We start from the raw sequence: 21,019 nt of genomic DNA, 5'->3' as shown, positions 1-21,019 counted from the left end.
CGCTGGCCACGCCCGCCGCGCCGGCCGCGCTGGCCACGCCGGCCGCGCTGGCTGCACCTGCCGCCTGGGCCAAGCCATCGAAGCCAGTCAGGCCGCGAGGCGCTATCCCAGCGGCATCTGCTGACATCGTTGGGCGCAGTCAGATCGCGTCCCCTCTGGCGGTGTCAGCGCTGGGCGACGCTCTCGGCGCTCCTGCGAGTGACAAGAAGTCGCTGTTGCAGCGGTTGTCCACAAAGAGCGTGAGACAGTCCGCGGGTGATGTCGCAGGCATGCGAAAGGAAGGCCGGCAGGCGAACCGGCAGATCATCGAAGTCCTGAAGGACATCCTCAAGAAGCCAACGATCGCTGGGGCGGCGGCCGGTGGATCTGGGGCCGGGGCAGGGGGGCTGTCAAAGCTCATTCCGGGTGGTATCCCTGCTGGCGTGGGCGGCGGCATCAAGGCATTGGCGAAGCGAATTCCTGGTCTCGCCGCACTGCTTGGAGTCGCTGGCATCGCCGATGCCCTCACGGATGAGGTCGCTCCTGGTGAGACGGTTGGCGGTAAGGTCGGCAAGGCCTCAGGTGGGCTTGCAGGTGGATTGGCAGGTGCTTCGGCCGGTGCCGCTCTGGGGTCGATCGCAGGACCGCCTGGTGCGCTCGTCGGCGGACTGGCTGGCGGCGCGATTGGTGCCCTCGGTGGAGAGAAGATCGGCGAGAAGGTTGGCGAGGCGATCGAGAAGGCTGGGATACCGGAGCGTGTCGCTGATGTCGCTGGCCGCGCGCGTGACACTGTTGCCCGTGGTGCCGCGGCTGTCGCGGACGGCGCAGGCCGTCTGCCGAGCCCGATCCGAGATGCTGCCAGCGGTGCAGCTGATGTCGCGCGTCAGGCCGCAAGGATGGCGCCACAGCCTGTTCAGGATGTGATCCGGTCTGGCCTCGATTCGGTCAAAGACCTGACTGTTCGAGGGCGCTGGCTGGCCGTCAAGGACTCGCTCGTCCAAGCTGCTGGGGCTGCTGGAGTTGATCCAGGAACCTTGGCGCAGATCGCGCGCTTTGAATCTGGCTTCGATACGAACGCTGCGCCTATCGCAGGGGCGAAACGCGCCAGCTTGAATACGGTTCGCCAGCATGACGGCAGAATGGCCATGTCCTCTGCGCACGGGCTGGGTCAGTTCACCAAAGCGACGTGGACCGACTCCATCAACAAGCATGGCGCCAAGTACGGGATTGCCAACGCAGGGAAGCTGACGGATGAGCAAGCCGCCAAGTACCGATCTGATCCGAAGATTCAGGCGGCCATGCTGGCTGAATTCACGGCGAAGAACGTCGCTCTTGGCCGGTCAATTGGCGGGGACGACGATGCTGCAAACGTCTACGCCCTGCACAACCTGGGCGAAGGCGATGGACGCAGGCTGCTGCAGGCGGTCAAGTCCAATCCCAATGTCAGTGTCCGAGATGCGCTGATCGGTGGCCGCTCGATCACGCCCAAGGAGCAAGCGCGGATCGAATCGGTGATTGCCGGTAACTCGCAGCTGTACGGGAATGGGTCTGGCCCAGCCATGGCGGCTTACCGGAAGATGGGTTCGGTGATGCGAGACGGGGACGTGTACGCCGATGATGCGCGGAAGGCCGCGAAGTTCGCCGCGCCGGCCTCCCCCAGCATCGCGAAGTCGCCTCAGGCAGGAAGCGTGCACCAGACGCCGAGCACATCCAGCGCGCCTGGGATGGCTGGCGCCCCTGCAGTCGGCGTGCCCGGCGCCACGGGGGCGCCTGGCGCATCCGGGGCGACAGGTGCCCCCGGCACCGCAGTAGCGTCGGGCGCAGCAACGCTTCCTCAGTTGCCTGGGGTGGCGGTGGCTCGGCCGCCAGTCATCGCTCCGCCGTCGCGGTCGGTCGCGAGCTTCGGGGCGGCATCTGCGCCGCCACGCATCGGAGAAGCGCCGAAGGTTGAAGTCCCTGAGGTCAAGCTGATCGACTCTCGCCAGACTGCGCCATCGGCACGCCCGATCATCACGCAAGACATTCCCGACAGGAACCTGGCGCACATCGCGTCCGGCGGGCTTGGCATGGCCACCCGTTGACCACGGAAAACGCACCAGCGCGCCTGCAATCTGGCTCGGACACTGATCGCACCACAAACCACACCATGAGGTGAGCAATGTCCGTGAATTCGGGTAAGTATCTGGAGGCGACCTACGATTCGGTGCGCGCTCTGGGAGAGAAGATCGTCGCGTCCGACGGCATGATCGTCATCAAGGGCCACGAGGAAATCCGGCTGCTCATCAAGCAGTTCCCGTGGCCCGTCGCGACGATCTACGGCGAGATCCCGGTGCCGACGCCACTCGGCGCTGAGCTGGTCCAGCCCCAACAGCGGAAGATCGTGCAGAGCGGCCAGATGACCATGCTGGAGACCACGGGCGGGCACGTCCAGCGCTTCATGGAGAAGGTCATCGGCGGTCCGAAGTGGGGCTACTTCGATGCCACGGTGTACGAGGGCACCGTGGATAACTTCCGCAGCTTCCACGAGATCCGTGAATGCATCTGGATCCCCGAAAACATGGATCGCGACTGGGAGAACCGTGCGCAGATCGTCCAGGTCAGCGGCACCATGCACTTCCACTACTTCGGCAAGCGCGTCGTCGGCGCTGTCACCGACGGCTCGTGATGCGGATCTCCGACCTCTCTGCCGAGTTCATCCAGACCCGAGGTGCCTCGGGCCTGATGCTGTCTGATGCAGGCGCTCTCGACTGTGCAGTGCGGGCCACGCGCCAGTTCTGCGCCTACGGCGAGCTGTCGCTGTCGCCTGGCATCAGCTTGGTCGAGATCGACGGAGCCACTGAGATCACGAACGACGAGTGGTCGATCATCCGGCCGCTCTTCGAGCTGTACTGCGAGAAGGACAACGCGATGCTCATCAGCGCCGCTGGCGCGGGTGGCATCGAGTCGTTCGGCCGGTCCGTCGCGGAGGTTGAGGGCGGCATCGCCGAATACCTTGAGCGCCTGCCGGCCATGGCCTTCTCGGCTGACATTGTGATCATCGAATGATCGTGATCCCGGAGGGTGCGAAACGCCCAATCAGGTCGGACCTGCTGGTCCGTGTGGTCCTTCGGTCCGACCTGACCCCTATCCCGTTGACCGTGGAGCTTGAGGTTCGGGATGTTGCTGAGACCAAGCCGCTGCGCGAGGGCGCCATCTGCAAGGTGGGGCGGGATCAGCACGAGTTTCTGCTGGTGCGCCGCGGCGGGCACACGGATGACGGCTATGACCAGTCCATGCGCAACACGGGCACTCGCGCATACATCGGGCTGCTCGCCTCGTGCGCACCGATCGCTGACCCGCTGCAGCGTGCTGTGATCAGGTACGGTGCAACGCTGGGCGATGTCTACCGAGCGTGCGGTGCGCGGGTGCGGATCGAATCCGACTTCACGCTGCCGATCTTCGTCTGCATGAAGGGGCTCACGCCCAGCTTCGAGCTTGCGAAGTCATTGGTTGAGGCCGCCGGCTCGATCGTGGTGACGGATTCTGGCCAGATCGCGTTTCGGCGCTTGCCCGAGATGCTTGCCCAGGCGCCGGTCGTTGAGATGAGGGAGGACTCGGCTGAGCAGATTTCGTCGAACCTGCTGGAGCGGCAGTTTGTCCCTTCGGTGTTCTCGACTGATCGCACAGGGGAGTTCCTGCAAGGTCGGACCGACAGCGCGCGAGGTATCGCGTACCGGCCGCGTGCCAGCATGGACATCCTGAACAACATGCGATCCGTGCCGATCACCCGTCGCAGAGTGATGTCGGGGTTCGCACCTCACATCAACGCAGGGCACTGCATCACGCTCGCGGGGACGAGGTACTTCGTGCTGACCGCTGCGCACGCATTCGAGACTGGTGGCGACGGCACTGACTCTGTGCAGGCTTCAACGCTCTGGCTGGCTCAGGTGGCAGCATGAACAGGATCGATGGATTGATACCCGGCGTGGTGCGCGAGTACCTGGCCGATTCGCGAGAGTGCCGCGTCGAGATCCCCGGCATGACGGACGGCGCTACCGAAATGTTGCTCGCCCAGATCATGCAGTCGATCGGAGATGTTTCCGAGAAGACGGAGATCGAAATTCTTCCTGGCGATCGCGTCTGGATAGAGTTCGAGTGTGGAGATCAGCGGTTCCCCGTCATCGTGGGGTATCGGGCCAAGAATGTCGGCAACAGGCTGCAGTGGCGCCGCTGGCACCACCAGAATGTTGAGGTGCTGGCAGACGATGTGCTGCAGCTCGTGACCCCGAAGGGGAAGGTGCGGATCAGCGGTGGCGGCGATGACATCGAGGTCGCCGCCGCATCGCGGATCCGCGCCAGTGTCGGCTCTTCGGCAGTCACCGTCACCGGATCGTCGATCAAGCTGGAAGCTGGTGGATCGTCCATATCGATCGACAGCGGCGGCGTGAAGATCAACGGTGCAACGATCAGGCTGAACTGATGCTGACATGGCGCGTTGAGAGCACGGACGGTCAGTCGGACGTGCTCGACGAGACGGTGTGGTTTCAGTATCCGCGTGCAGCATCCGGAACCATGGACACGATCACGGTGATCGCCCCTGAAGGAGAGCCTGAACCGGGAAAGGTGCTGGTCAGGATCGTGGACATCGACCCGCCATTGCCGGACGGACTGGCCGTCACCATCTCCAGCGACATCCCGGCGGCTGCTGTTCGCCTGGTGCTGGAGCTGCCTCGTGCTGCCGTCCTGATCGGCGCGAGTGTGCCGATCATCGAGCTGTCCTACCAGCGCATTCAGGGCGGTGAGCTGACCCGTGCCGAAGACTTCGATGGCATCCCCCCTGAAGCCGAAGAAGTCATCAGCTACCACGCTGACACCTCATACCTTCCTGCCTACACGATCACGATCGAAGCGGATGAGTGGGCTCCGAACGGAGGGGGTTTCGTCGGATCTGAGCGCCGGACGTACAGGTTCGGCTTGCAGAAGGACTATTCGATCAACAGGGACGCCCTCGTGGCGGCCGTGAACTCGCGAAGGAAGAGCTGATGCCTGCCGCCACTCGACTCGGAGATCTGTGCTCAGGACACGGACCTTTTCCCCCGAGGCCGATCATCGCCGGCAGTGGCGATGTGCTGATCAATGGCCGTCCCGCTGGTCGGCAGGGCGATGCCTACGGTGTCCACTGCTCGCCGAAAAAGTGCCATGCCGGAAACGCCGCCACTGGCAGCAGCTCGGTGCTCATCAATGGCATGCCGGCCGTCAGGATCGGTGATGCCGTGAGCTGCGGCAGTGTCTCAGCACAGGGATCATCGAATGTCTTCATCGGCGGGTGAGGGCCGGAAAGCCAGCGGGATTTCCAGCATCTGCGGGGGGATGATTCTCGGCAAGGAGAACCCCGATGAACCTGCTGTTCAAGTACCAATCCCCGAAGCCCAGCGATCCCGCCATCAAGGCAATTTCCAAGGCACTCGGGCAGGCCGGTGCGCCAGTCGCCGCTGCCACGTTCGATAGCGCCACGCAGCGCCGCGCAGGCGTCGAGTACCGAACTGTCTGCCTGGTGATGCAGGACGGCCAGCGGGTCGAACTGCTGGTGAAGCCCACTGGCGATGCGTTCGAGGTGCGCATCAACGGATCGCGCATCCCAGTCTTCAATGCGCACGACTCGGATGCCGCTGCGAAAGAGATCGGTGCTCGCCTGGTCGCTGGCCGTGCCCGCTTCGTGAAGAAGCAGCTCGCGGACACAGCCGGCGTGGTCGTCCCGCCCGCATCGCGCACGGCACGGACCAATCTGATTGTCTCGCTGACGAGCCGACGAGACGAACTCAAGGATCTGGTGAGCCAGAAAGAGGCACGCCTGGAGTCCCTGCGTCCCGCGTGATCTGTGGCATTGGAAAACGGCGCCGATGGGGTGATTTTCGGGGCAAAAAATCCTGATCGAACCGGCGTAGAGGCCGGCCAACAGGAGATTCCACATGCCCACGAAACGCCGCCCCTATTCCCGCGACGAGTTCCCGTTCAAGTCCACGCAAGATGCGGTCGTCGTGCTCGATGCCGTCGATCACATCCCGGCGGGCGAAAGCAGCCGCGGCACGCGCTTCCGAGAGCTGCTCGGCTCGAACGTGCCCGACTCGATGGCCAGCCTGGCAGACAGCCTCCCCGGCGCCGACAGCGATGGCGTCGCCTGGGCCGACAAGCTGTTCGACAGCGTGGCCGACGGCATCGAGCGCTACACCGATGCCCATGGTGTCGCCCCGTCCCCCGACCTGCTGCTGGCCGCGATGCAGCAGGCCGATTCGGCTCGCCATGACTACACGAACGACGGCATTCCGCGCTCGGTCATGGACAGCGTTGGTGGCTCGGACCACCACGCCGCGAACAGCATCAACGCCAACCGTGCCTTGCTGGCCATCGAGCAGCTTTTCGAGACTGCGATTCCGTTCGGCTCCTACCTGGCGACCGACATCTCGTCGAACGAGGCCCGGCTCCACATCCTGTCGCACATCGCTGCATCGACCCACGGCGGCTACAAGGCCAACGACAGCCTGAACGGTGGCCTGGCCGGCAAGCCGTTCGCGTCGTCCTCGCGATGGATGAAGTTCGGGGGCGACTTCTCTGCCCCCCAGACGCAGAAAGTCACGTCGATCGTCGATCGCGACGGCTTCTGCGTGCAGACCGACGGCCTGGTCGTGCCGCCGATCCTGCGTGGTCGCACCATCGTCTACATCAACGGTCTGGTGGCGGCCGAAGAGCGCCCGAACCCGTCGGGAGAGACCTCGCCGATCGCCGGGGCCGTGACCATCAATGGCACGGAATACAGCATCAACGCCAAGTCGGAGCCGAGCCGTGGTCTGGTGACGATCAACAGCATCAGCCCGGCACTGCCGGAGGGCTCGGAGGTCGTCGCTCAGGCGTACATCGACTACGAGCGCGCTCCGGCACTGACTCCGCGGGTCGGCATCGAGGTCGAGACCTTCTCGATGTACGCGAACCCGAACCGCATCACCACGTCCACGACGATCGACTTCATGACGCAGCTGCAGCGTGAACTGTCGATCGACGGCCAGTCTCAGGCGCTGCAAGCGGTCCGGACTCAGCTGAGCATGGAACGTCACTTCGAGGCGCTCCGCATGGCTCGCCGGCTGGCCAAGAACACCAGCGTGTCGCATGACCTGGATCTCGCCAGCCGGAACAGTGCGCTGCTGCACTGGCAGATCTGGCAGGACTTCCTGCCGGCGCTGTCGGCCGTGCTCCAGATCGTCGTCGAGAAGACTGCCGATGCGTCCGTCGAAGTGGCCTACGTCGGCCGCCGGCTGGCGAGCGAGTTCCTGTCGCTGCCGCGCGAGATGTTCGTGCCGTCCGGTGTCCGCCCGCGTCCCGGTGTCTACCGCCTGGGCCGCCTGTTCGACCTGATCGATCTGTATTTCCTGCCGGACGGCGAGAACATCCTGCGCTCCGATTCGGCCGTCGGCGAGCACGAAATGCTGCTCATCGGTCGTGGCTCGCAGCCGGGTCGCTCGCCGATCGTCCTGGGTGACGCCGTTCCGCCGACGCTGCTGAGCCTGGCCACCAACGCCGACTTCAATTCCAACTTGGGCATGTACTCGCGCGAATTCACCCGCGTGAACCCGCACTACCGCTCCGCGCATGGTGCTGCCCTGATGACGATCAAGGGCATCAAGTGACCGTGGCGACTGCAACCCCTCGTCGGTCCGCAGTCGCAGCGCAAGCAGCCGCAGCAGCCGCCGCGGCTGCGGCTGCTGCTGTGGTGCCTGATGTCACTCAGACCGATCCACCGCCTGAGGCGAGTTCCTCCCCCGCGGGCGACATCGCCGTTCCCGTGGCCATGCCTTCTGTGTGGCCCATCACGGTGCAGATCCGCAACGACAGCGCTTTCCCGATCAGCGACCAGTCAACCGGGATGTTTGTCCCGGCTGCTTCGTCTGTCGAGATGGTCCTGTTCGATGCCGAACACGCGCGCCATGTCCGTGAGGCCGTCACTCGTGCGGCCCGAACCATCTGTCTCGCCGCGAGCGCCATCAGCTTCGTCGGCTTTCCCGATCAGGAGTGATCTGTGACCACTTTCCAATCCTTCGTTCGCTCGCTGGGCAATGAGCCCGGTGTCCAACTGTCCCCCCCGGTGGACATGACCGAGGGCGCGCAGAACTCGGCCACCGACCAGATCGCTGGTGTGATCGGCCGTTTTCAGCGCGGCCCGATCGACTCAGCCATCTTCGTGACTCGCGACACGGTGTCGCAGGCTCTCGGTCCGGCGGGCTCGATTCGCTCGAACCCGCTGAACGAGTGCGGTATCCAGCTGCGCGAAGCGCTGGAACTGGGCACCCGTGGCGCTGTCGTTCGTCGAATCGCTGCGCCGAACGCTTCGCGCTCGTTCGCTGTCGTGCGCATCCCCGGTGGCGCCGCTCTGTCCGCCGTGGTCACGGCTGGCGCGGTTTCCGAGCTGAAGATCACTGCCGCAGGCAAGCACTACCAGACCGGCACGCTGGTGAGCTTCAGCGGCCCTGGCACTGGCGCGTCGGCGAAGATCGTCGCGAACCCTGCCGGCGAAATCACGGGCTTCACCGACCTGAAGGGCGGCACCGGCTACACCACTGCGCCGACCGCCACGCCCGATGGATCGATCTGGTACAGCGTCAGCGCCGTCGAGCCGGTCAACTTCAGCCTGTACCTCGATGATCGCCACTGCTGGAACAGCGGCGTCGTCCTGAGCCTGCACGCCGATCGCACGCCGATCAGCGGCGCATCGACCCCGAACCAGGTGGTCTCGCTGCGTGTGATCGACCCGCTGAACAACAACGAAGTGACCACGTTCACCGGCTCGCTGCAGATGGGCGCGCAGGACGACTATGGCCACTCGATCTATCTGCCTGACGTGATCGAGCGGCAGGCGCCGCTGTACCGTCTGACGGTGGCCACTGGCACCGCCATCGGTCCCGAGAACGGCAACGCCTACGGCCGCTCCAGTGCCACCGGCAAGGATCTGTGGGCGACCAGCCAGACGCTCGCACTGTTCAGCGAAGGTACGGCTGCCTACACCGAAGAGACCTACGCCGAAGCGATCAAGTCGCTGACCTCGGCGTCTGGCCGTCCGTTCGGGATCCTGATGACCGGCGGCACGCAGTCGGTCATCCTGCTGGCCAAGCTGGGCGAAGCGTCCCGCGCCCTGAACATCCCGTTGGTCGGTGACGTGAACGGCAAGATGACCTACCGCGAGGCGATCGACTTTGTGCAGGGCCTGGGCTTCCAGGATGACACCGCGCACCTGATCAGCTTCTACTGGGCACCTGTCGAGGCCTATGAGCCGTTCAACGGCTACCGGGAGGTCTGGGGCACTTCCGGGGTGCAGGTCGGTCTGCGCTGCGCCCGCAATGCGCAGATCAACTCACACGGCTTCGCCCCGAAGAACCAGCCGATCGCCGGCCATCGGTTCCCTCTGCCGCGCCAGCAGCTGCGGCAGCTCGTGGCGGTTTCGGATGCGGAGAAGTCCGACCTGGCGGTCGGCGGCATCAATCCGGTGTTGTTCTACAACACTGGTGGCGGCAGCTACCAGTTCGGCGACTGCCTGACCGTGGTCAAGTCGCGCACCTCTGACCGGCGTCTCATTGCCGTCGGCGAGATGTCCGCGCACATCGACAACGCCCTCGCCGACTACGCCTCGCAGCTGACCCACAAGCGCATGAAGCAGGCCGTCAAGGACATGGAAGATTTCGCTGATCGTTTCCTGTCCAACGCGACCGCCGCTGAATGGCTGGTGCCGTCGAACCGACTGGGCGGCTCGACGTTCTCTGTCACCGTCACCCCTGTCAGCGACAGCCCGAAGACGAAGATGGCCGTCTACTACTCGACCAGCTTCGACGGCACGCTCCGTCAGGCCTTCCTGCAGCAGGCCATCACCGGCTGATGACCGAACCGGCCGCCGTAGAGGCGGCCGGAGAAGGAGAAACCATGGAATTCCTCCCCAAGAAGCGGACGCACCGCCCGACCACGCTGGCCGCGCTGAAGGCGCTGGATGCACAGAAGGCGCCGGCCGCCCCCCAGCCGGACGCCACCCCCGTGCTCGACAGCGCAGGGTTCGCGGATGCCGAGTTCAAGCTTGGCGCGGCGAGCGCAGTGCAGGCCTGGGCAGCCACCTCGCCGGCCGATCTCGCGCCCGGTGAGACGCTGATCGACCTGCTGATCGGTATCCTCGCGGGCATCTCGGCGCCCGACATCGACGCCGAGATGACGACGGATCAGTCTGATGTGTCCACGGCGCACCTGCACATGGCCGCCGACTACATGCAGCGCAAGGGTGTCGCCGAATCCGACATCCTGGCCATGCTGAACGAGGACGACATCGGCGCCGCCGAGCGAATCCACGAGTATCTGGCCGCCGAATTCGCTGCCGAGGACGGTCTGGATGACCTGCACGGCTATGTGTTCGATGCCGGCGACCAGGTGCCGATGCTCGATTCGGTGGCGGTGCTCGATGCCGTCTACAAGAAGACGGCAGTGATCCGCGGCGGGCGAAAGCTGATGGTGAACCGGCGCATCTCCGGATCCGTCAAGCTCAGCAGCGCACAGAAGGTCGCGATTCGTCGCGCGCAGCTCAAGTCGCACAGCTCTGGCGCGAAGATGGCCCGCGCCAAGTCGCTCCGCATGCGCGCGAGCATGGGCCTGTGATGTGGTGGTGGCGCAGTGAAAATCCTGTCGTCTGAATGGGGCGCACTCTCCCCCTACCTGATCGCCTTGATCTATCCGGTCAAGATGACGACGCAAGGGGACTCGCGCAGCTTCCAGCCGTTCGGGGACTTCGCTGTCGCTGCCCCCATCTCTGATGCCAACCTTGAACAGTCGGCCAACTGGACAAGCCCGTTCGAGCAGCAGACCCCGGATGCGCGCTTCAGTACGTTCTCCAGCCTGCTCCAGGTCGGCGGCCTAGACAGCGTTCTGAACGCGCTCATGAAGGTCGCGCCGGGGTCTCAGTCGGTCCTTGGCGGCGCTCAGGAGCAGCTAAGCAGCATGACCGGCCGGTCTTCAATGACCAAGCTCAACTCGACGCAGATCTACAGCGGATCGCCTCCGCTCTCGATCTCTCTGACGGCCCACTTTCGTGCCCTCAAGGATCCGTGGAAAGAAGTCGATCGGCCGGTGAATCAGCTCATGTCGTGGGCATTCCCTGAAGAGCTGGCCGCTGCAGGTATTGCCACGAATGCACTCAATCAGATGGCGGCAGGCGGATCGATATCTGTTGATTCTGTGATGCGCACCATTTACCCGTCTGTCGGGCCTTCCATCGTCGGGCTGCGGTACAAGGGCAAGGATTTCTGTCCGATGGTCATTGAGCGCGTCGGCAAGCCACTCGACTCCCCGATTGACCAGAACGGTCAGACCATCATCACGTCGGTGCAGATGACGATTTCCAGTCTGACCGCCATCGATCGAATCGACCTCAAGAAATTCGGATTCAAGTAATGAAGATCTTCCCCCCCAAGAAGACCTCCCGGATCGATGTCCGGATGCGTGAAATGACGATCGGAGAGTGCGGCGCCCTGTGCGGTATGCGTGCAGCCGCGCACGAGGCAACGACGACGCAGTTCTTGCGGTTCGTGTTGGAGTGGCAGCCTGGCTGCAAAGCCATCGATCCGTTGGCCATGACGGTCCAAGAGCGAGCCCTGCTGGTGTGCCACTACCTGTCCGTGATCCTGCCCGACGGGCCGAACTTCGCCCTGTCGAGTGGCGACACCCCGAAGGACCAACCAGCCGTGAATGCTGGGCGACTCGCCGACTTCCTTGAGATCGGGGACGACTACCTGCACGACGAAGTGGAGATCGGCCACATCGGCACTGAGGCGGTGCTGTTCCGGCCGCTCCTGGGCGTGCATGCCGAGATGCTGGAGAAGTTCTGTTCCTCTCGACGGCAGTGGATCGCAGGCATGATGGCCTGCCAGATCCGCATGGAGTCGGAGGACTACCCTGATCTGCTCGCGATGACCGACGTGGCGCGCTTCCAGTGGGTGAACGACCGGATCAATCGCATGAGCGGCATGCCACTGTCCCAAGGGGTCGAGCTGCATGACTCCTTCTTCTCTGAAGGCGCAGCCGCAGTCCGGCACTTCTTCGACGTGTGGGCCGATGACGAGGGTCTGGTGTTTCGACCGAAACCGGGGGCAGGCGTTTCGACGCTGGCCCGATTTCGATGCGATCCCTGCATCCCAGAAAGAGCGCGATCGCTTTTCGGTTGATCTGAAGGAGTCTGCCGCAACGATGGCCATCGTCGGCGGAGCCAGCTATCCGCAGGCTCTGGCCCTGCCGATGTCGTCGCTGTCAGACTTCTTCGATTCGCGAGCGTACAGCGACTTTCTGCGCCGCAAGGAAGCGGAAGGGAAGGTGACGATGGCCATGATCGATCGCGGTGACGCGATCATCCGTGCGGTCGGTGGCCTGGCGCGCGTCATGAGCAAGAGCATGGGGGCGCTTGGCACGCTCTTGCTGAAGCGGTCTCGGTAGGAAATCCTGGGCAGAGTGGTTCGTTTCGGGTGCTGCAATTGCTCCTGAGAACGAACCCATGAACATCAGCCCGCACACCATCGCCAGCACAGTCGGACCCGCGGCGTCCGCCGCACTTCCGCCGGCCGTGCTGCAGGCGGCCGGCGCACCCATCCCCGACGGCGTGTCGATCATCGCCGCAGTCACTGGGGCGCTGTGCTCCACGTACCTGAGAGAGAACAACAACCCCAGGCTCAATGCCGGGTATGTCGTTGGGTCGATCATCCATGCGATCTTGGCCGCCGGCATTGGTCTCTCAATCGCCGCAATTCTGAAAGCGGACCTGCTGCAGAACCTGCCCTTGTGGGCGATGGTCTTCCCCCTCAGCACGTCCTCGCATCTGCTGATGCCGGCAATCGGGCATCTGCTGTCCGCCAACTCGCTCGGATCGCTGGTATCTGCTCTGAGTGATCGGCTTCGCGGAGGTATCAAGAGTGAATGAGCAAATCACATGGCCTGCATTGATCTGCTGCATCTCGGGAATAGTCCTGTTTGTGTGCGCGTCTTTCGTTCTGGATAACTCAAAGCGATTGGAGTGCTCGTTGCGAGCATTCACTGGAATCTCTTTCGGTGCGCTTGGTGCCAGCGCGATGTATGCCGGGTTCTACTCGCCTGACTGGCCGATAGCTGCATTTTTCGTGTTTCTTGCTTCTGTAATTTCAGCAATCGTCGCTGCTGGCCGGGATGTTCTCGGCCGGCATCGAATTTCCAACGTGCCGAGTGAATCTCTCGGCCGCATCACACGGGAAGGGAAATCACCATGTTCAGCAGACTGAAAAAATTCATCCGTTCTTCGTCTCGCCCGAATCGCCTCCAGGTCGGCGTGCTTTATCCGTCCGGCGATGTCGTGGTGATGTGGGAGGGCGAAGCGATCCCGCGTGTCTGGCCTGCTGGCGTGGCCGTCGCGATCGCCGATCGGGTCAATGCGCACCGCGACCTGTATGAGGGCGCCCACGTCGTTTCCGGGGCTCTGCCGGCGCCTCAGGTGTCGTGAGCTGCGCCGATGCGCTGGCCCCGTTCTACCCGGCCGGATCTGCGTTGTTCGCCGATCCGGCGCCGCCTGCTGATGTCGCATTAGCGCCACGGCCTGTTTTCGCAAAATTGGCGTAACTGATGGCGTAGCTTTTGGCCTTCAAAGACCTGTTCCACATAGGAGAACACTCCTATTGAGGATCAATGTGTTTGAAGGCCATTTTTGATTGCGTAGTTTTCCGCGTAGCTTTTGCGTAAAAATGGCATCTCTCATTCGAGAATACGCCTCTGCATCATCGGCGTGTGGCCGCCCAGGCTGTCCGTGTCCGGGCGCGTCGTCGGGGTTCTGCTCATGGGTGTCGGCGCCGGGGGCGCCGGGGCGGAAAAACCCGCCATCTTAGCGAGCACCTGGGAAACTTCACGATGGACATCATTCACCAGATCCTGTCGCACAACGCCGGCCGCGAGCCCGAGCGGCTGCAGCGCAAGTACGACCGCATGCGCGAGAGCGCCTTCGTCTTCCTGCGAGCGACCTGCCATCTGTTCTGGCGGCGGCTGCCGGCCGGGCTGGCGCTGTTCGAGGCGGGGCCGGACGGCGCGCCGGCCGTCTGGAGCTGCGGCGACCTGCATTTCGAGAACGTCGGCAGCTACGAGGGCGACAACCTCCAGACCTACTTCGACATCAACGACTTCGACGAGTCGGCGCTGGCGCCGGCGAGCTGGGACCTGCTGCGGCTGCTCGCCAGCCTGCGTGTGGGCGCCGACACGCTGGAGATCGACGCCGAGGCCGCGCGGGCGCTGTGCCGCACCACGCTGCAGGCCTATGTGCAGGCGCTGCGGCGCGGCAAGGCCTTCTGGATCGAGCGCGACGTGGCCGACGGCGTGGTCCGCGAGCTGCTCGATCAGCTCCGCCGCCGCGATGCCGAGGCGTTTCTCGACAAGCGCAGCAGCGGGCGTGGCGCCTCGCGCCGGCTGAAGGTCGACGGCAAGCGCGCGCTGAAGGCGTCCGAGGCCGAGCAGCAGCAGGTGCGTGCCTTCATGGCCGACTTCGCGGCGACGCAGCCCGATCCGGACTTCTTCCGGGTGCTCGATGTCGAGCGGCGGGTGGCTGGCACCGGCTCGCTTGGCCTGGCGCGCTGGGTGGTGCTGGTGCAGGGCGAGGGTGGCGACAGCGGCCAGCGTCTGCTGGACCTGAAGCAGGCGGTGCCCTCATCGCTGGAAGCGCTGCTGCCGGCGCATGGCATGGCGCAGCCGGCCTGGCCCGATGCGGCCACCCGCATCGTCACGCTGCAGCAGCGGCTGCAGGCGGTGCCGATGGCCTGGCTGCATGCGGTCAGCCTGGGCGACAGCCCCTGCGTGCTGCGCGAGCTGCAGCCCACCGAGGACCGGGTCTCGCTCGACCGTGCCACCACCTCCGGCGAGGAGCTGCGCGACTTCGCCGCGACGCTGGGCCGGCTGCTGGCCTGGGCCCAGCTGCGCTCGGGCGGGCAGGGCGGCTCGGCAAACGCCGATGCGCTGATCGCCTTCGGCGCGCGCCAGGACTGGCACGCGTCGATGCTCGACACCGCCGAGACGATGGCGCTGCAGGTCGAGCAGGACTGGGCGGTCTATGCGGCCGCGCATGACGCGGGCCGCTTCCGGGTCTTCGAGGGCTGAGCCGGCCGGTTCGATCAGAACGGCGCGTCGCCGTCGCGGCGGCGGCCGCGGCGCGGGGCCTCGGCAGGGGCCTCTTCCTTCGGCGGCATGTCTGCCTTGCGGATGCGGGTCGGGGCCTTGCGGATCACGACCGGGGCCGGCGCGGCTTCCTCGGGCATCGGCTCGAAGGCAGCGGCCAGCGCGGCGGCCGGCGACAGCGGCACGTCCACCGGCAGCGCGGCCTTCGGCGCCTCGGCTTCCGGCTCGGGCTGGGTGGCGGCCAAGTATTCGTCGAGCGGCACCAGCTTGCCCGGCTGCGTCGGCGCGGCCTTGCGCACGGTGCGGACCGGCGCGGTGGCGCTGCCCTCGTCGGCGGTCTCGGCCTTCTTGGCGCGCGGCTTGCGGGCCTTCGGCGCGGCCTCGATCACCGGGGCCTCGGGCTCGTCTTCCTTGATGATGCGGGTGAAGGGGGTCAGGATCTGCACCAGCTGGCCGTAGACCTTGGGCGTGGCGGCGATCACCTCGCGCTGGTAGAGGTAGTCGGCCTCGCCGGTGAAGTTGCCGATCAGGCCGCCCGCCTCAGTCACGATCAGCGAGCCGGCGGCGATGTCCCACGGGCTCAGGCCGGTCTCGAAGAAGCCGTCATACCAGCCCGCCGCGACGTAGCACAGGTCCAGCGCGGCCGCGCCGGGGCGGCGCAGGCCGGCGCAGGCGGGCATCAGCTCTTCCATGATCTTCAGGTAGCGCTTGAAGTTGTCGCCCTTGCGGAAGGGGAAGCCGGTGCCGATCAGCGCGTCGGCCAGGCGGATGCGCTTGGAGACGCGGATGCGCTTGTCGTTGAGGTAGGCGCCGCGGCCCTTGGTGGCGTAGAACAGGTCGTTGCGGCTCGGGTCGTAGACGACGGCCTGCTCGACCTTGCCCTTGAAGGCCAGCGCGATCGAGACCGCGTACTGCGGGAAGCCGTGGATGAAGTTGGTCGTGCCGTCCAGCGGATCGATGATCCAGACGAAGTCGCTGTGCTGCGCGCCCTGCGAGCGGCCCGACTCCTCGGCCAGGAAGCCGTGGCCCGGATAGGCCTGGCGGATGGTGTCGATGATCGCCTGCTCTGCCGCCTGGTCGACCTCGGTGACGAAGTCGTTGGGCCCCTTGCTGGTCACGGTCAGGCGCTCGACGTCGAGGCTGGCCCGGTTGATGATCGCCCCGGCCGCGCGCGCGGCCTTGATGGCGATGTTGAGCATGGGGTGCAAAGAGGCTTGCGACATGGAAATGCGGCTCCGGGACTCGGTTCGACGAGTGAAGTGGGTGCGAGGGGCTGGCGAAAGGAAAGAGCGGGGCGCGGACGGATCAGCCACGCTGGCTTGAACGCCTAAGATAACCGGTCATTCTACGATGTCCGCGCCCGAAAACGGCGCCTGAAAGGTCTTCTCTCGTGCCTGTCGCCCCCGATTCGACCCGCTTCGTGCTGGTCAACACCAGCCACCCCGGCAACGTCGGTGCCACCGCCCGCGCGATGAAGGTGATGGGATTTTCCGAGCTGGTGCTGGTGGCGCCGCGCTTCGGCGACGTGCTCAGCCAGGAGGAGACGGTAGCGATGGCCAGCGGCGCGGCCGACATCCTGGTGCGCGCGCGCATCGTGCCGACGCTCGACGAGGCGCTCGAGGGCGTGCAGCTGGCCTGCGCCACCGCGATGACGCCGCGCGACTTCGGCCCGCCGGTGGAATCGCCGCGTGCCTGCTTCGAGCGCCTGGCCGCGCGGCCCGACAAGGTCGCCTTCGTCTTCGGCAGCGAGCGCTTCGGGCTGTCGAACGAGGATGTCTACCGCTGCCATGTCTGCCTCTCGATCCCGACGAACCCCGACTACGGCTCGCTGAACCTGGCGCAGGCGGTGCAGCTGCTGGCCTACGAGTGGCGCCAGGCGCTGGGCGGCTTCGCGGTGCTGCCGCGCACCCGCGACGCCGAGCGCGCCGGCATCGACGCGGTGCAGGGCGCGCTCGCGCATTGGGAGCAGGCGCTGGTGCACCTGGGCTTTCTCGATCCGAAGGTGCCGCGCAAGCTGATGCCGCGCCTGAACCAGCTGCTCAACCGCGCCGAGCCGACGGTCGAGGAGATCAGCATCCTGCGCGGCATCGCCCGCGAGATCCTGCGTCGCGGCTGAAAATCGGCGCCCGTCCTACACTTCGCTTTCGTCGGCGATGCGTTGCGTCGCTGCCTCCCGAAGCTCGTCACGAGTCCGCCATGTTCAGCCGCCTGAAAGAAGACATCGACTGCATTCTCGAACGCGATCCGGCCGCCCGCTCGCGCCTGGAGGTGCTGACCTGTTATCCGGGCCTGCATGCGCTGTGGATCCAGCGTCTGGCGCACTGGTTCTGGGTGCGCGACTTCAAGTGGCTGGGCCGCTGGCTGTCGAACTGGGGCCGCTTCCTGACCGGCATCGAGATCCACCCCGGCGCCACCTTCGGCCGGCGTGTCTTCATCGACCACGGCATGGGCATCGTCATCGGCGAGATGGCCGAGGTCGGCGACGACTGCACCATCTACCAGGGCGTGACGCTGGGCGGCACCTCGCTGGTCAAGGGCGCCAAGCGCCATCCGACGCTGGGCCGCGGCGTGATCGTCGGCGCCAACGCCTGCGTGCTGGGCGGCTTCACGGTGGGCGACGGCGCGCGCGTGGGCTCCGGCGCGGTGGTGACCAAGCCGGTGCCCGAGGGCGCCACCGCGGTGGGCAACCCCGCGCGCATCATCGCCGCGCAGCAGGACGCCCAGCGCGAGGCTGCGGCCGCGCGCATGGGCTTTTCCGCCTACGGCGTGACGCAGGGCGAGGACCCGGTCGCGCAGGCGATGAAGGGCCTGATCGACAACGCCTCCAGCCACGAGCACCAGATCGCGCTGCTGTGGCAGGCGATCGAGAAGCTCTCGGCGCGTGCCCGCGAGCTGCCGGCCGACCCCTGCGTGCCCGACGAGGCGCACCGCACCGAGACGTTCGACGCCGAGCGGCTGAATCGGCTGGTCAAGTAGCGCAGTGGCGTTGCGCCGCCCCGTCGCAAGGTTTCTGAAAGTTTCCAGAAAGACTCGGCGTCGATCTCCTTGTTAAGTTACATCCAGTTGCAATCAGACAGGATGTTTCGCATGGAGATCACTGGAAAGTCGGGGAGAGCGGCCGGGCCGCTGCTGTCGACCGGGCTGCTGCTGCCGCTGCTGCTGGCCGGCTGCCTGTCGGGCGGCTCGGACAGAGAGATCGCCTCGCCGCAGGCCCAGGCGCTGGAAGCCATCCTGCAGAGCGAATCGGGCGGCAGTGCGCTGCAGCCCTTCAGCGCCTGTGAGGCCTCCGGCCTGGGGACCGATCACCGTGTCGGTCCGGGCCAGCCCTACACCGAGCTGGAGCAGGTGCCCTGGGAGTCGCTGCGGGCGGGCGACACGGTGCGCATCTTTCACCGTGCCGAGCCCTACCGGGGCAAGTTCATGCTGGCCGCGCAGGGCACGGCTGCCGCGCCGGTGCGGGTGTGCGGCGTGCGCTCGGCCGCGGGCGAGCGCCCGACGATCAACGGCAGCGGCGCGGTGTCGCGCCCGGCGCTGGCCAGTGGCTACAGCGCCAGCGCCGAATACCGCCTGCTGCATCAGGCGCGCTCGCTGATCCTGATCAAGCCGCTGGCCAGCGCGGCCGACGCCTGGACCCAGGCGCCCTCGCACATCCAGATCGACGGCCTGCGCATCGTGCGCGCCCACCCCGACCTGTCCTTCACCGATGTCGACGGCGTCAGCCGGCGCTACGAGGCCTTCGGCGCCTGCATCTGGATCGAGCGCGGCCGCAACATCACGCTGGCCGACAACGAGATCGCCGACTGCCAGATGGGCGTGTTCAGCAAGTCGACCGACGACAACAGCGCCTCGGTCACCCGGGACCTGCGCCTGATCGGCAACCACATTCACGGCCACGGCATCCGGGGCAGCGACCGGGTGCATGCGACCTACACCCAGGGCGTGGGCACGGTGATCGAGTTCAACCGCTACGGCCCGCCGCGCGAGGGCGCGCTGGGCAACGCGATCAAGGACCGTTCGGCCGGTCTGATCGTGCGCCACAACCGCATCGAGGAGGGCGCGCACGCGCTCGATCTGGTCGAGGCCGAGGATTTCCCGAAGACCGCGCTGGCCACCGCGGCCTACCGCGAGACCCATGTGCACGGCAACGTCATCATCAAGCGCGGCGACACCGGCACCACGGTCCACTACGGCGGCGACCACTATGGCAGCTGGCCCGGCGCGATGTGGGGCGAGCCGATCTACCGCAAGGGCACGCTGCATTTCTACGACAACCTGGTCGAGCTGACCGGCAGCTCGGCGGTGCTGTTCCAGATCTCGACGACCGAGGAGCGGGTGCAGGCCTGGAACAACATCGTGGTCTATGCGCCGACGGTGCAGTCGCGCCTGCTGCGGGCCGAACAGGACATCGGCGCGTCCTGGACCAGCGGCGGCATCGTGACGCTGGGCGCGAACAACCGCATCGTCAGCGGCTGGCGCGACACCAGCCCGTGGCACCCGGTCGGCGGCCAGCTGATCGGCGCCGAGCGGGTGACGACGATCGACGCGATGCCCGCCGATCCGGCCGCGCTGATCGCGCAGTCCGGCGGCCTGCTCGGCGCGCCTCAGGTGCGCTGAGGCCGGCGCGCGGTCTTCGGCCGGAAGGCGCTGATGACCGCCTCGCGCGTCTCGATGTAGGGCCCGCCGATCAGGTCGATGCAGTAGGGCACCGCGGCGAAGATGCCCGGGCAGGGCGGCTGCGCGTCCGGCAGGCCTTCGAGCGTCTCGGCGATCGACTTGGGCTGGCCCGGCAGGTTCAGGATCAGCGCGCGGCCGCGGATCACCGCCACCTGGCGCGACAGGATGGCCGTGGGCACGAAGCGCAGGCTGATCTGGCGCATCTGCTCGCCGAAGCCCGGCATGACCTTGTCGGCCACCGCCAGCGTGGCCTCAGGCGTCACGTCGCGCGGCGCCGGGCCGGTGCCGCCGGTGGTCAGCACCAGGTCGCAGCGCTCGACGTCGACCAGCTCGCGCAGCGTCGCGCTGATGCCGTCCTGCTCGTCCGGGATCAGCCGGGTGACCCAGGTGACCGGGTTGTGCAGCGCGCGTGCCATCCAGTCCTGCAGCGCCGGGATTCCCTTGTCCTCGTAGACGCCGCTGCTGGCACGGTCGCTGATCGAGACCAGGCCGATGCGCAGCGGCTCGGGCGGGGGCAGCAGGGTGGTGGCGTCACTCATCGTCGTCTTCCTGGTCGTCGTCGGCGTCGTCCGGGGCGGCTGCGGCGGCGGCCGCGGCCAGCGTGGCCTTGATCTGCTGGAACAGCTCGCGGTAGGCGCGGCCCTTGCGCTCGGTCGGGGCCTCGGCGCCCTGGGCGGCGGCGGCTGCAGCCGCGGCCTGGTCCTTGCGCGCGTTGCGGATCAGCGTGCGCAGCGCCTGCGCATCGGTGCCGGGGTGCTCGCCCATCCACTGGGTGAAGGCGTCGTCCTCGGCGATCAGGCGGTCACGCCAGCGCTCGGCGGTGTGCAGCGCCAGCGTCTCCTTGGCGCCGGGCAGCTTGAAGGAGGCCACCGCCTCGCGCAGCGGCTCGGCGTCGATGCCGCGCATGATCTTGCCGATGTACTGCAGCTGGCGCCGGCGGCCCTCGTGCGAGCGGATGCGCTTGAGGTCGAGCAGCGCGTCGAGCAGCGACTCGGGCATGCCGACGATCGCCTTCAGGCGGTGCGCGGGCATTTCGTCGAGTTCCTTGCCGAGCGCCTGCAGGTCGTGCATCTGCTGCTTCAGCCGCGTCTTGCTGGGGCGGCCGGAAAAGTCCTCGTCGGGCAGCTCATCGCCGGCGGGCTCGTGATCGAAGTGGTAATTCGGGTGCATGGGTGGGAAGGGGGCTCGGGGACCGGGC

The 21,019-nt window shown here is 66.2% G+C and carries 22 protein-coding genes and 2 pseudogenes; 21 read left to right on the top strand and 3 right to left on the bottom strand.

Annotated elements, in window-relative coordinates:
• The 18 genes and pseudogenes from BW996_RS21705 to BW996_RS11655 all read left to right on the top strand — a co-directional run.
• Positions 1 to 2,060: pseudogene (locus BW996_RS21705) on the top strand (hypothetical protein); the annotation flags it as partial.
• 77 nt (positions 2,061 to 2,137) lie between these two features.
• Positions 2,138 to 2,644, top strand: a complete 507-nt coding sequence (locus BW996_RS11730; RefSeq protein WP_037485439.1) for a hypothetical protein — start codon at positions 2,138 to 2,140, stop codon at positions 2,642 to 2,644.
• Entirely contained in the window at positions 2,644 to 3,024 is a 381-nt protein-coding gene (locus BW996_RS11725; RefSeq protein ID WP_037485441.1) for a hypothetical protein, read from the top strand. The genes BW996_RS11730 and BW996_RS11725 overlap by 1 nt, the downstream gene beginning before the upstream one ends.
• The gene (locus tag BW996_RS11720) at positions 3,021 to 3,917 is read left to right on the top strand and encodes a hypothetical protein (RefSeq protein ID WP_037485443.1); all 897 of its coding nucleotides are present in this window, start codon (positions 3,021 to 3,023) and stop codon (positions 3,915 to 3,917) included. Before BW996_RS11725 ends, BW996_RS11720 begins: the two co-directional genes overlap by 4 nt.
• Positions 3,914 to 4,438 carry a DUF2345 domain-containing protein gene (locus BW996_RS11715; protein WP_139330854.1) on the top strand — a complete coding sequence of 175 codons (525 nt, stop codon included), beginning with the start codon at positions 3,914 to 3,916 and terminating at the stop codon, positions 4,436 to 4,438. The genes BW996_RS11720 and BW996_RS11715 overlap by 4 nt, the downstream gene beginning before the upstream one ends.
• Positions 4,438 to 5,001, top strand: a complete 564-nt coding sequence (locus BW996_RS11710; protein WP_037485446.1) for a hypothetical protein — start codon at positions 4,438 to 4,440, stop codon at positions 4,999 to 5,001. The genes BW996_RS11715 and BW996_RS11710 overlap by 1 nt, the downstream gene beginning before the upstream one ends.
• On the top strand, positions 5,001 to 5,288 hold the full coding sequence (locus tag BW996_RS11705; protein WP_037485448.1) for a PAAR domain-containing protein: 288 nt from the start codon (positions 5,001 to 5,003) through the stop codon (positions 5,286 to 5,288). The genes BW996_RS11710 and BW996_RS11705 overlap by 1 nt, the downstream gene beginning before the upstream one ends.
• A 65-nt stretch (positions 5,289 to 5,353) precedes the next feature.
• A complete protein-coding gene (locus tag BW996_RS11700) occupies positions 5,354 to 5,833 on the top strand; it encodes a defense against restriction DarA-related protein (RefSeq protein WP_037485450.1) in 480 nt (159 codons plus the stop codon).
• 94 nt (positions 5,834 to 5,927) lie between these two features.
• Positions 5,928 to 7,637 carry a hypothetical protein gene (locus BW996_RS11695; protein WP_037485453.1) on the top strand — a complete coding sequence of 570 codons (1,710 nt, stop codon included), beginning with the start codon at positions 5,928 to 5,930 and terminating at the stop codon, positions 7,635 to 7,637.
• Positions 7,638 to 7,720: 83 nt separating this feature from the next.
• Positions 7,721 to 8,023: a hypothetical protein gene (locus tag BW996_RS11690; protein ID WP_139330853.1), complete on the top strand. Its 303-nt coding sequence runs from the start codon at positions 7,721 to 7,723 to the stop codon at positions 8,021 to 8,023.
• A 69-nt stretch (positions 8,024 to 8,092) separates the two neighbouring features.
• Entirely contained in the window at positions 8,093 to 9,874 is a 1,782-nt protein-coding gene (locus tag BW996_RS11685) for a hypothetical protein (protein WP_139330852.1), read from the top strand.
• Positions 9,875 to 9,918: 44 nt separating this feature from the next.
• A complete protein-coding gene (locus BW996_RS11680) occupies positions 9,919 to 10,635 on the top strand; it encodes a hypothetical protein (protein WP_037485460.1) in 717 nt (238 codons plus the stop codon).
• Between the two features lie 15 nt (positions 10,636 to 10,650).
• Complete coding sequence (locus tag BW996_RS11675; protein WP_051632262.1) at positions 10,651 to 11,427, top strand: hypothetical protein; 777 nt, start codon at positions 10,651 to 10,653, stop codon at positions 11,425 to 11,427.
• Entirely contained in the window at positions 11,427 to 12,197 is a 771-nt protein-coding gene (locus tag BW996_RS11670) for a hypothetical protein (RefSeq protein ID WP_037485464.1), read from the top strand. The genes BW996_RS11675 and BW996_RS11670 overlap by 1 nt, the downstream gene beginning before the upstream one ends.
• A 22-nt stretch (positions 12,198 to 12,219) precedes the next feature.
• The gene (locus tag BW996_RS11665; protein ID WP_037485466.1) at positions 12,220 to 12,462 is read left to right on the top strand and encodes a hypothetical protein; all 243 of its coding nucleotides are present in this window, start codon (positions 12,220 to 12,222) and stop codon (positions 12,460 to 12,462) included.
• 58 nt (positions 12,463 to 12,520) lie between these two features.
• Complete coding sequence (locus BW996_RS11660; RefSeq protein WP_037485469.1) at positions 12,521 to 12,943, top strand: hypothetical protein; 423 nt, start codon at positions 12,521 to 12,523, stop codon at positions 12,941 to 12,943.
• 318 nt (positions 12,944 to 13,261) lie between these two features.
• A complete protein-coding gene (locus BW996_RS21315; RefSeq protein WP_139330850.1) occupies positions 13,262 to 13,495 on the top strand; it encodes a hypothetical protein in 234 nt (77 codons plus the stop codon).
• Between the two features lie 401 nt (positions 13,496 to 13,896).
• On the top strand, positions 13,897 to 15,129 hold the full coding sequence (locus BW996_RS11655; RefSeq protein ID WP_037485471.1) for a DUF2252 domain-containing protein: 1,233 nt from the start codon (positions 13,897 to 13,899) through the stop codon (positions 15,127 to 15,129).
• A gap of 451 nt (positions 15,130 to 15,580) precedes the next feature.
• Here BW996_RS11655 and BW996_RS11650 read toward each other — a convergent pair.
• Positions 15,581 to 16,370: pseudogene (locus tag BW996_RS11650) on the bottom strand (inositol monophosphatase family protein); the annotation flags it as partial.
• A 167-nt stretch (positions 16,371 to 16,537) separates the two neighbouring features.
• On the opposite strand from BW996_RS11650, the gene BW996_RS11645 reads away from it, so the two are divergent.
• From BW996_RS11645 to BW996_RS11635, 3 genes are all read left to right on the top strand, one after another.
• Positions 16,538 to 17,263, top strand: a complete 726-nt coding sequence (locus BW996_RS11645) for an RNA methyltransferase (RefSeq protein WP_051632264.1) — start codon at positions 16,538 to 16,540, stop codon at positions 17,261 to 17,263.
• Positions 17,264 to 17,343: 80 nt separating this feature from the next.
• Positions 17,344 to 18,123, top strand: coding sequence for a serine O-acetyltransferase (gene cysE, locus BW996_RS11640; protein ID WP_037485473.1), 780 nt, complete (start codon positions 17,344 to 17,346; stop codon positions 18,121 to 18,123).
• Between the two features lie 111 nt (positions 18,124 to 18,234).
• Positions 18,235 to 19,761, top strand: coding sequence for a right-handed parallel beta-helix repeat-containing protein (locus tag BW996_RS11635; protein WP_037485475.1), 1,527 nt, complete (start codon positions 18,235 to 18,237; stop codon positions 19,759 to 19,761).
• Here BW996_RS11635 and mog read toward each other — a convergent pair.
• On the bottom strand, positions 19,749 to 20,360 hold the full coding sequence (mog, locus tag BW996_RS11630) for a molybdopterin adenylyltransferase (RefSeq protein ID WP_051632265.1): 612 nt from the start codon (positions 20,358 to 20,360) through the stop codon (positions 19,749 to 19,751). The genes BW996_RS11635 and mog overlap by 13 nt on opposite strands.
• Entirely contained in the window at positions 20,353 to 20,991 is a 639-nt protein-coding gene (yjgA, locus tag BW996_RS11625) for a ribosome biogenesis factor YjgA (RefSeq protein WP_081838289.1), read from the bottom strand. Before yjgA ends, mog begins: the two co-directional genes overlap by 8 nt.
• Positions 20,992 to 21,019: the final 28 nt, after the last annotated feature.

This window comes from Sphaerotilus natans (assembly GCF_900156335.1).
Classification (GTDB): domain Bacteria; phylum Pseudomonadota; class Gammaproteobacteria; order Burkholderiales; family Burkholderiaceae_C; genus Sphaerotilus; species Sphaerotilus natans.
Note: the sequence above shows the minus strand (reverse complement) of the source record. Positions and strands in the feature narration are given on the sequence as shown.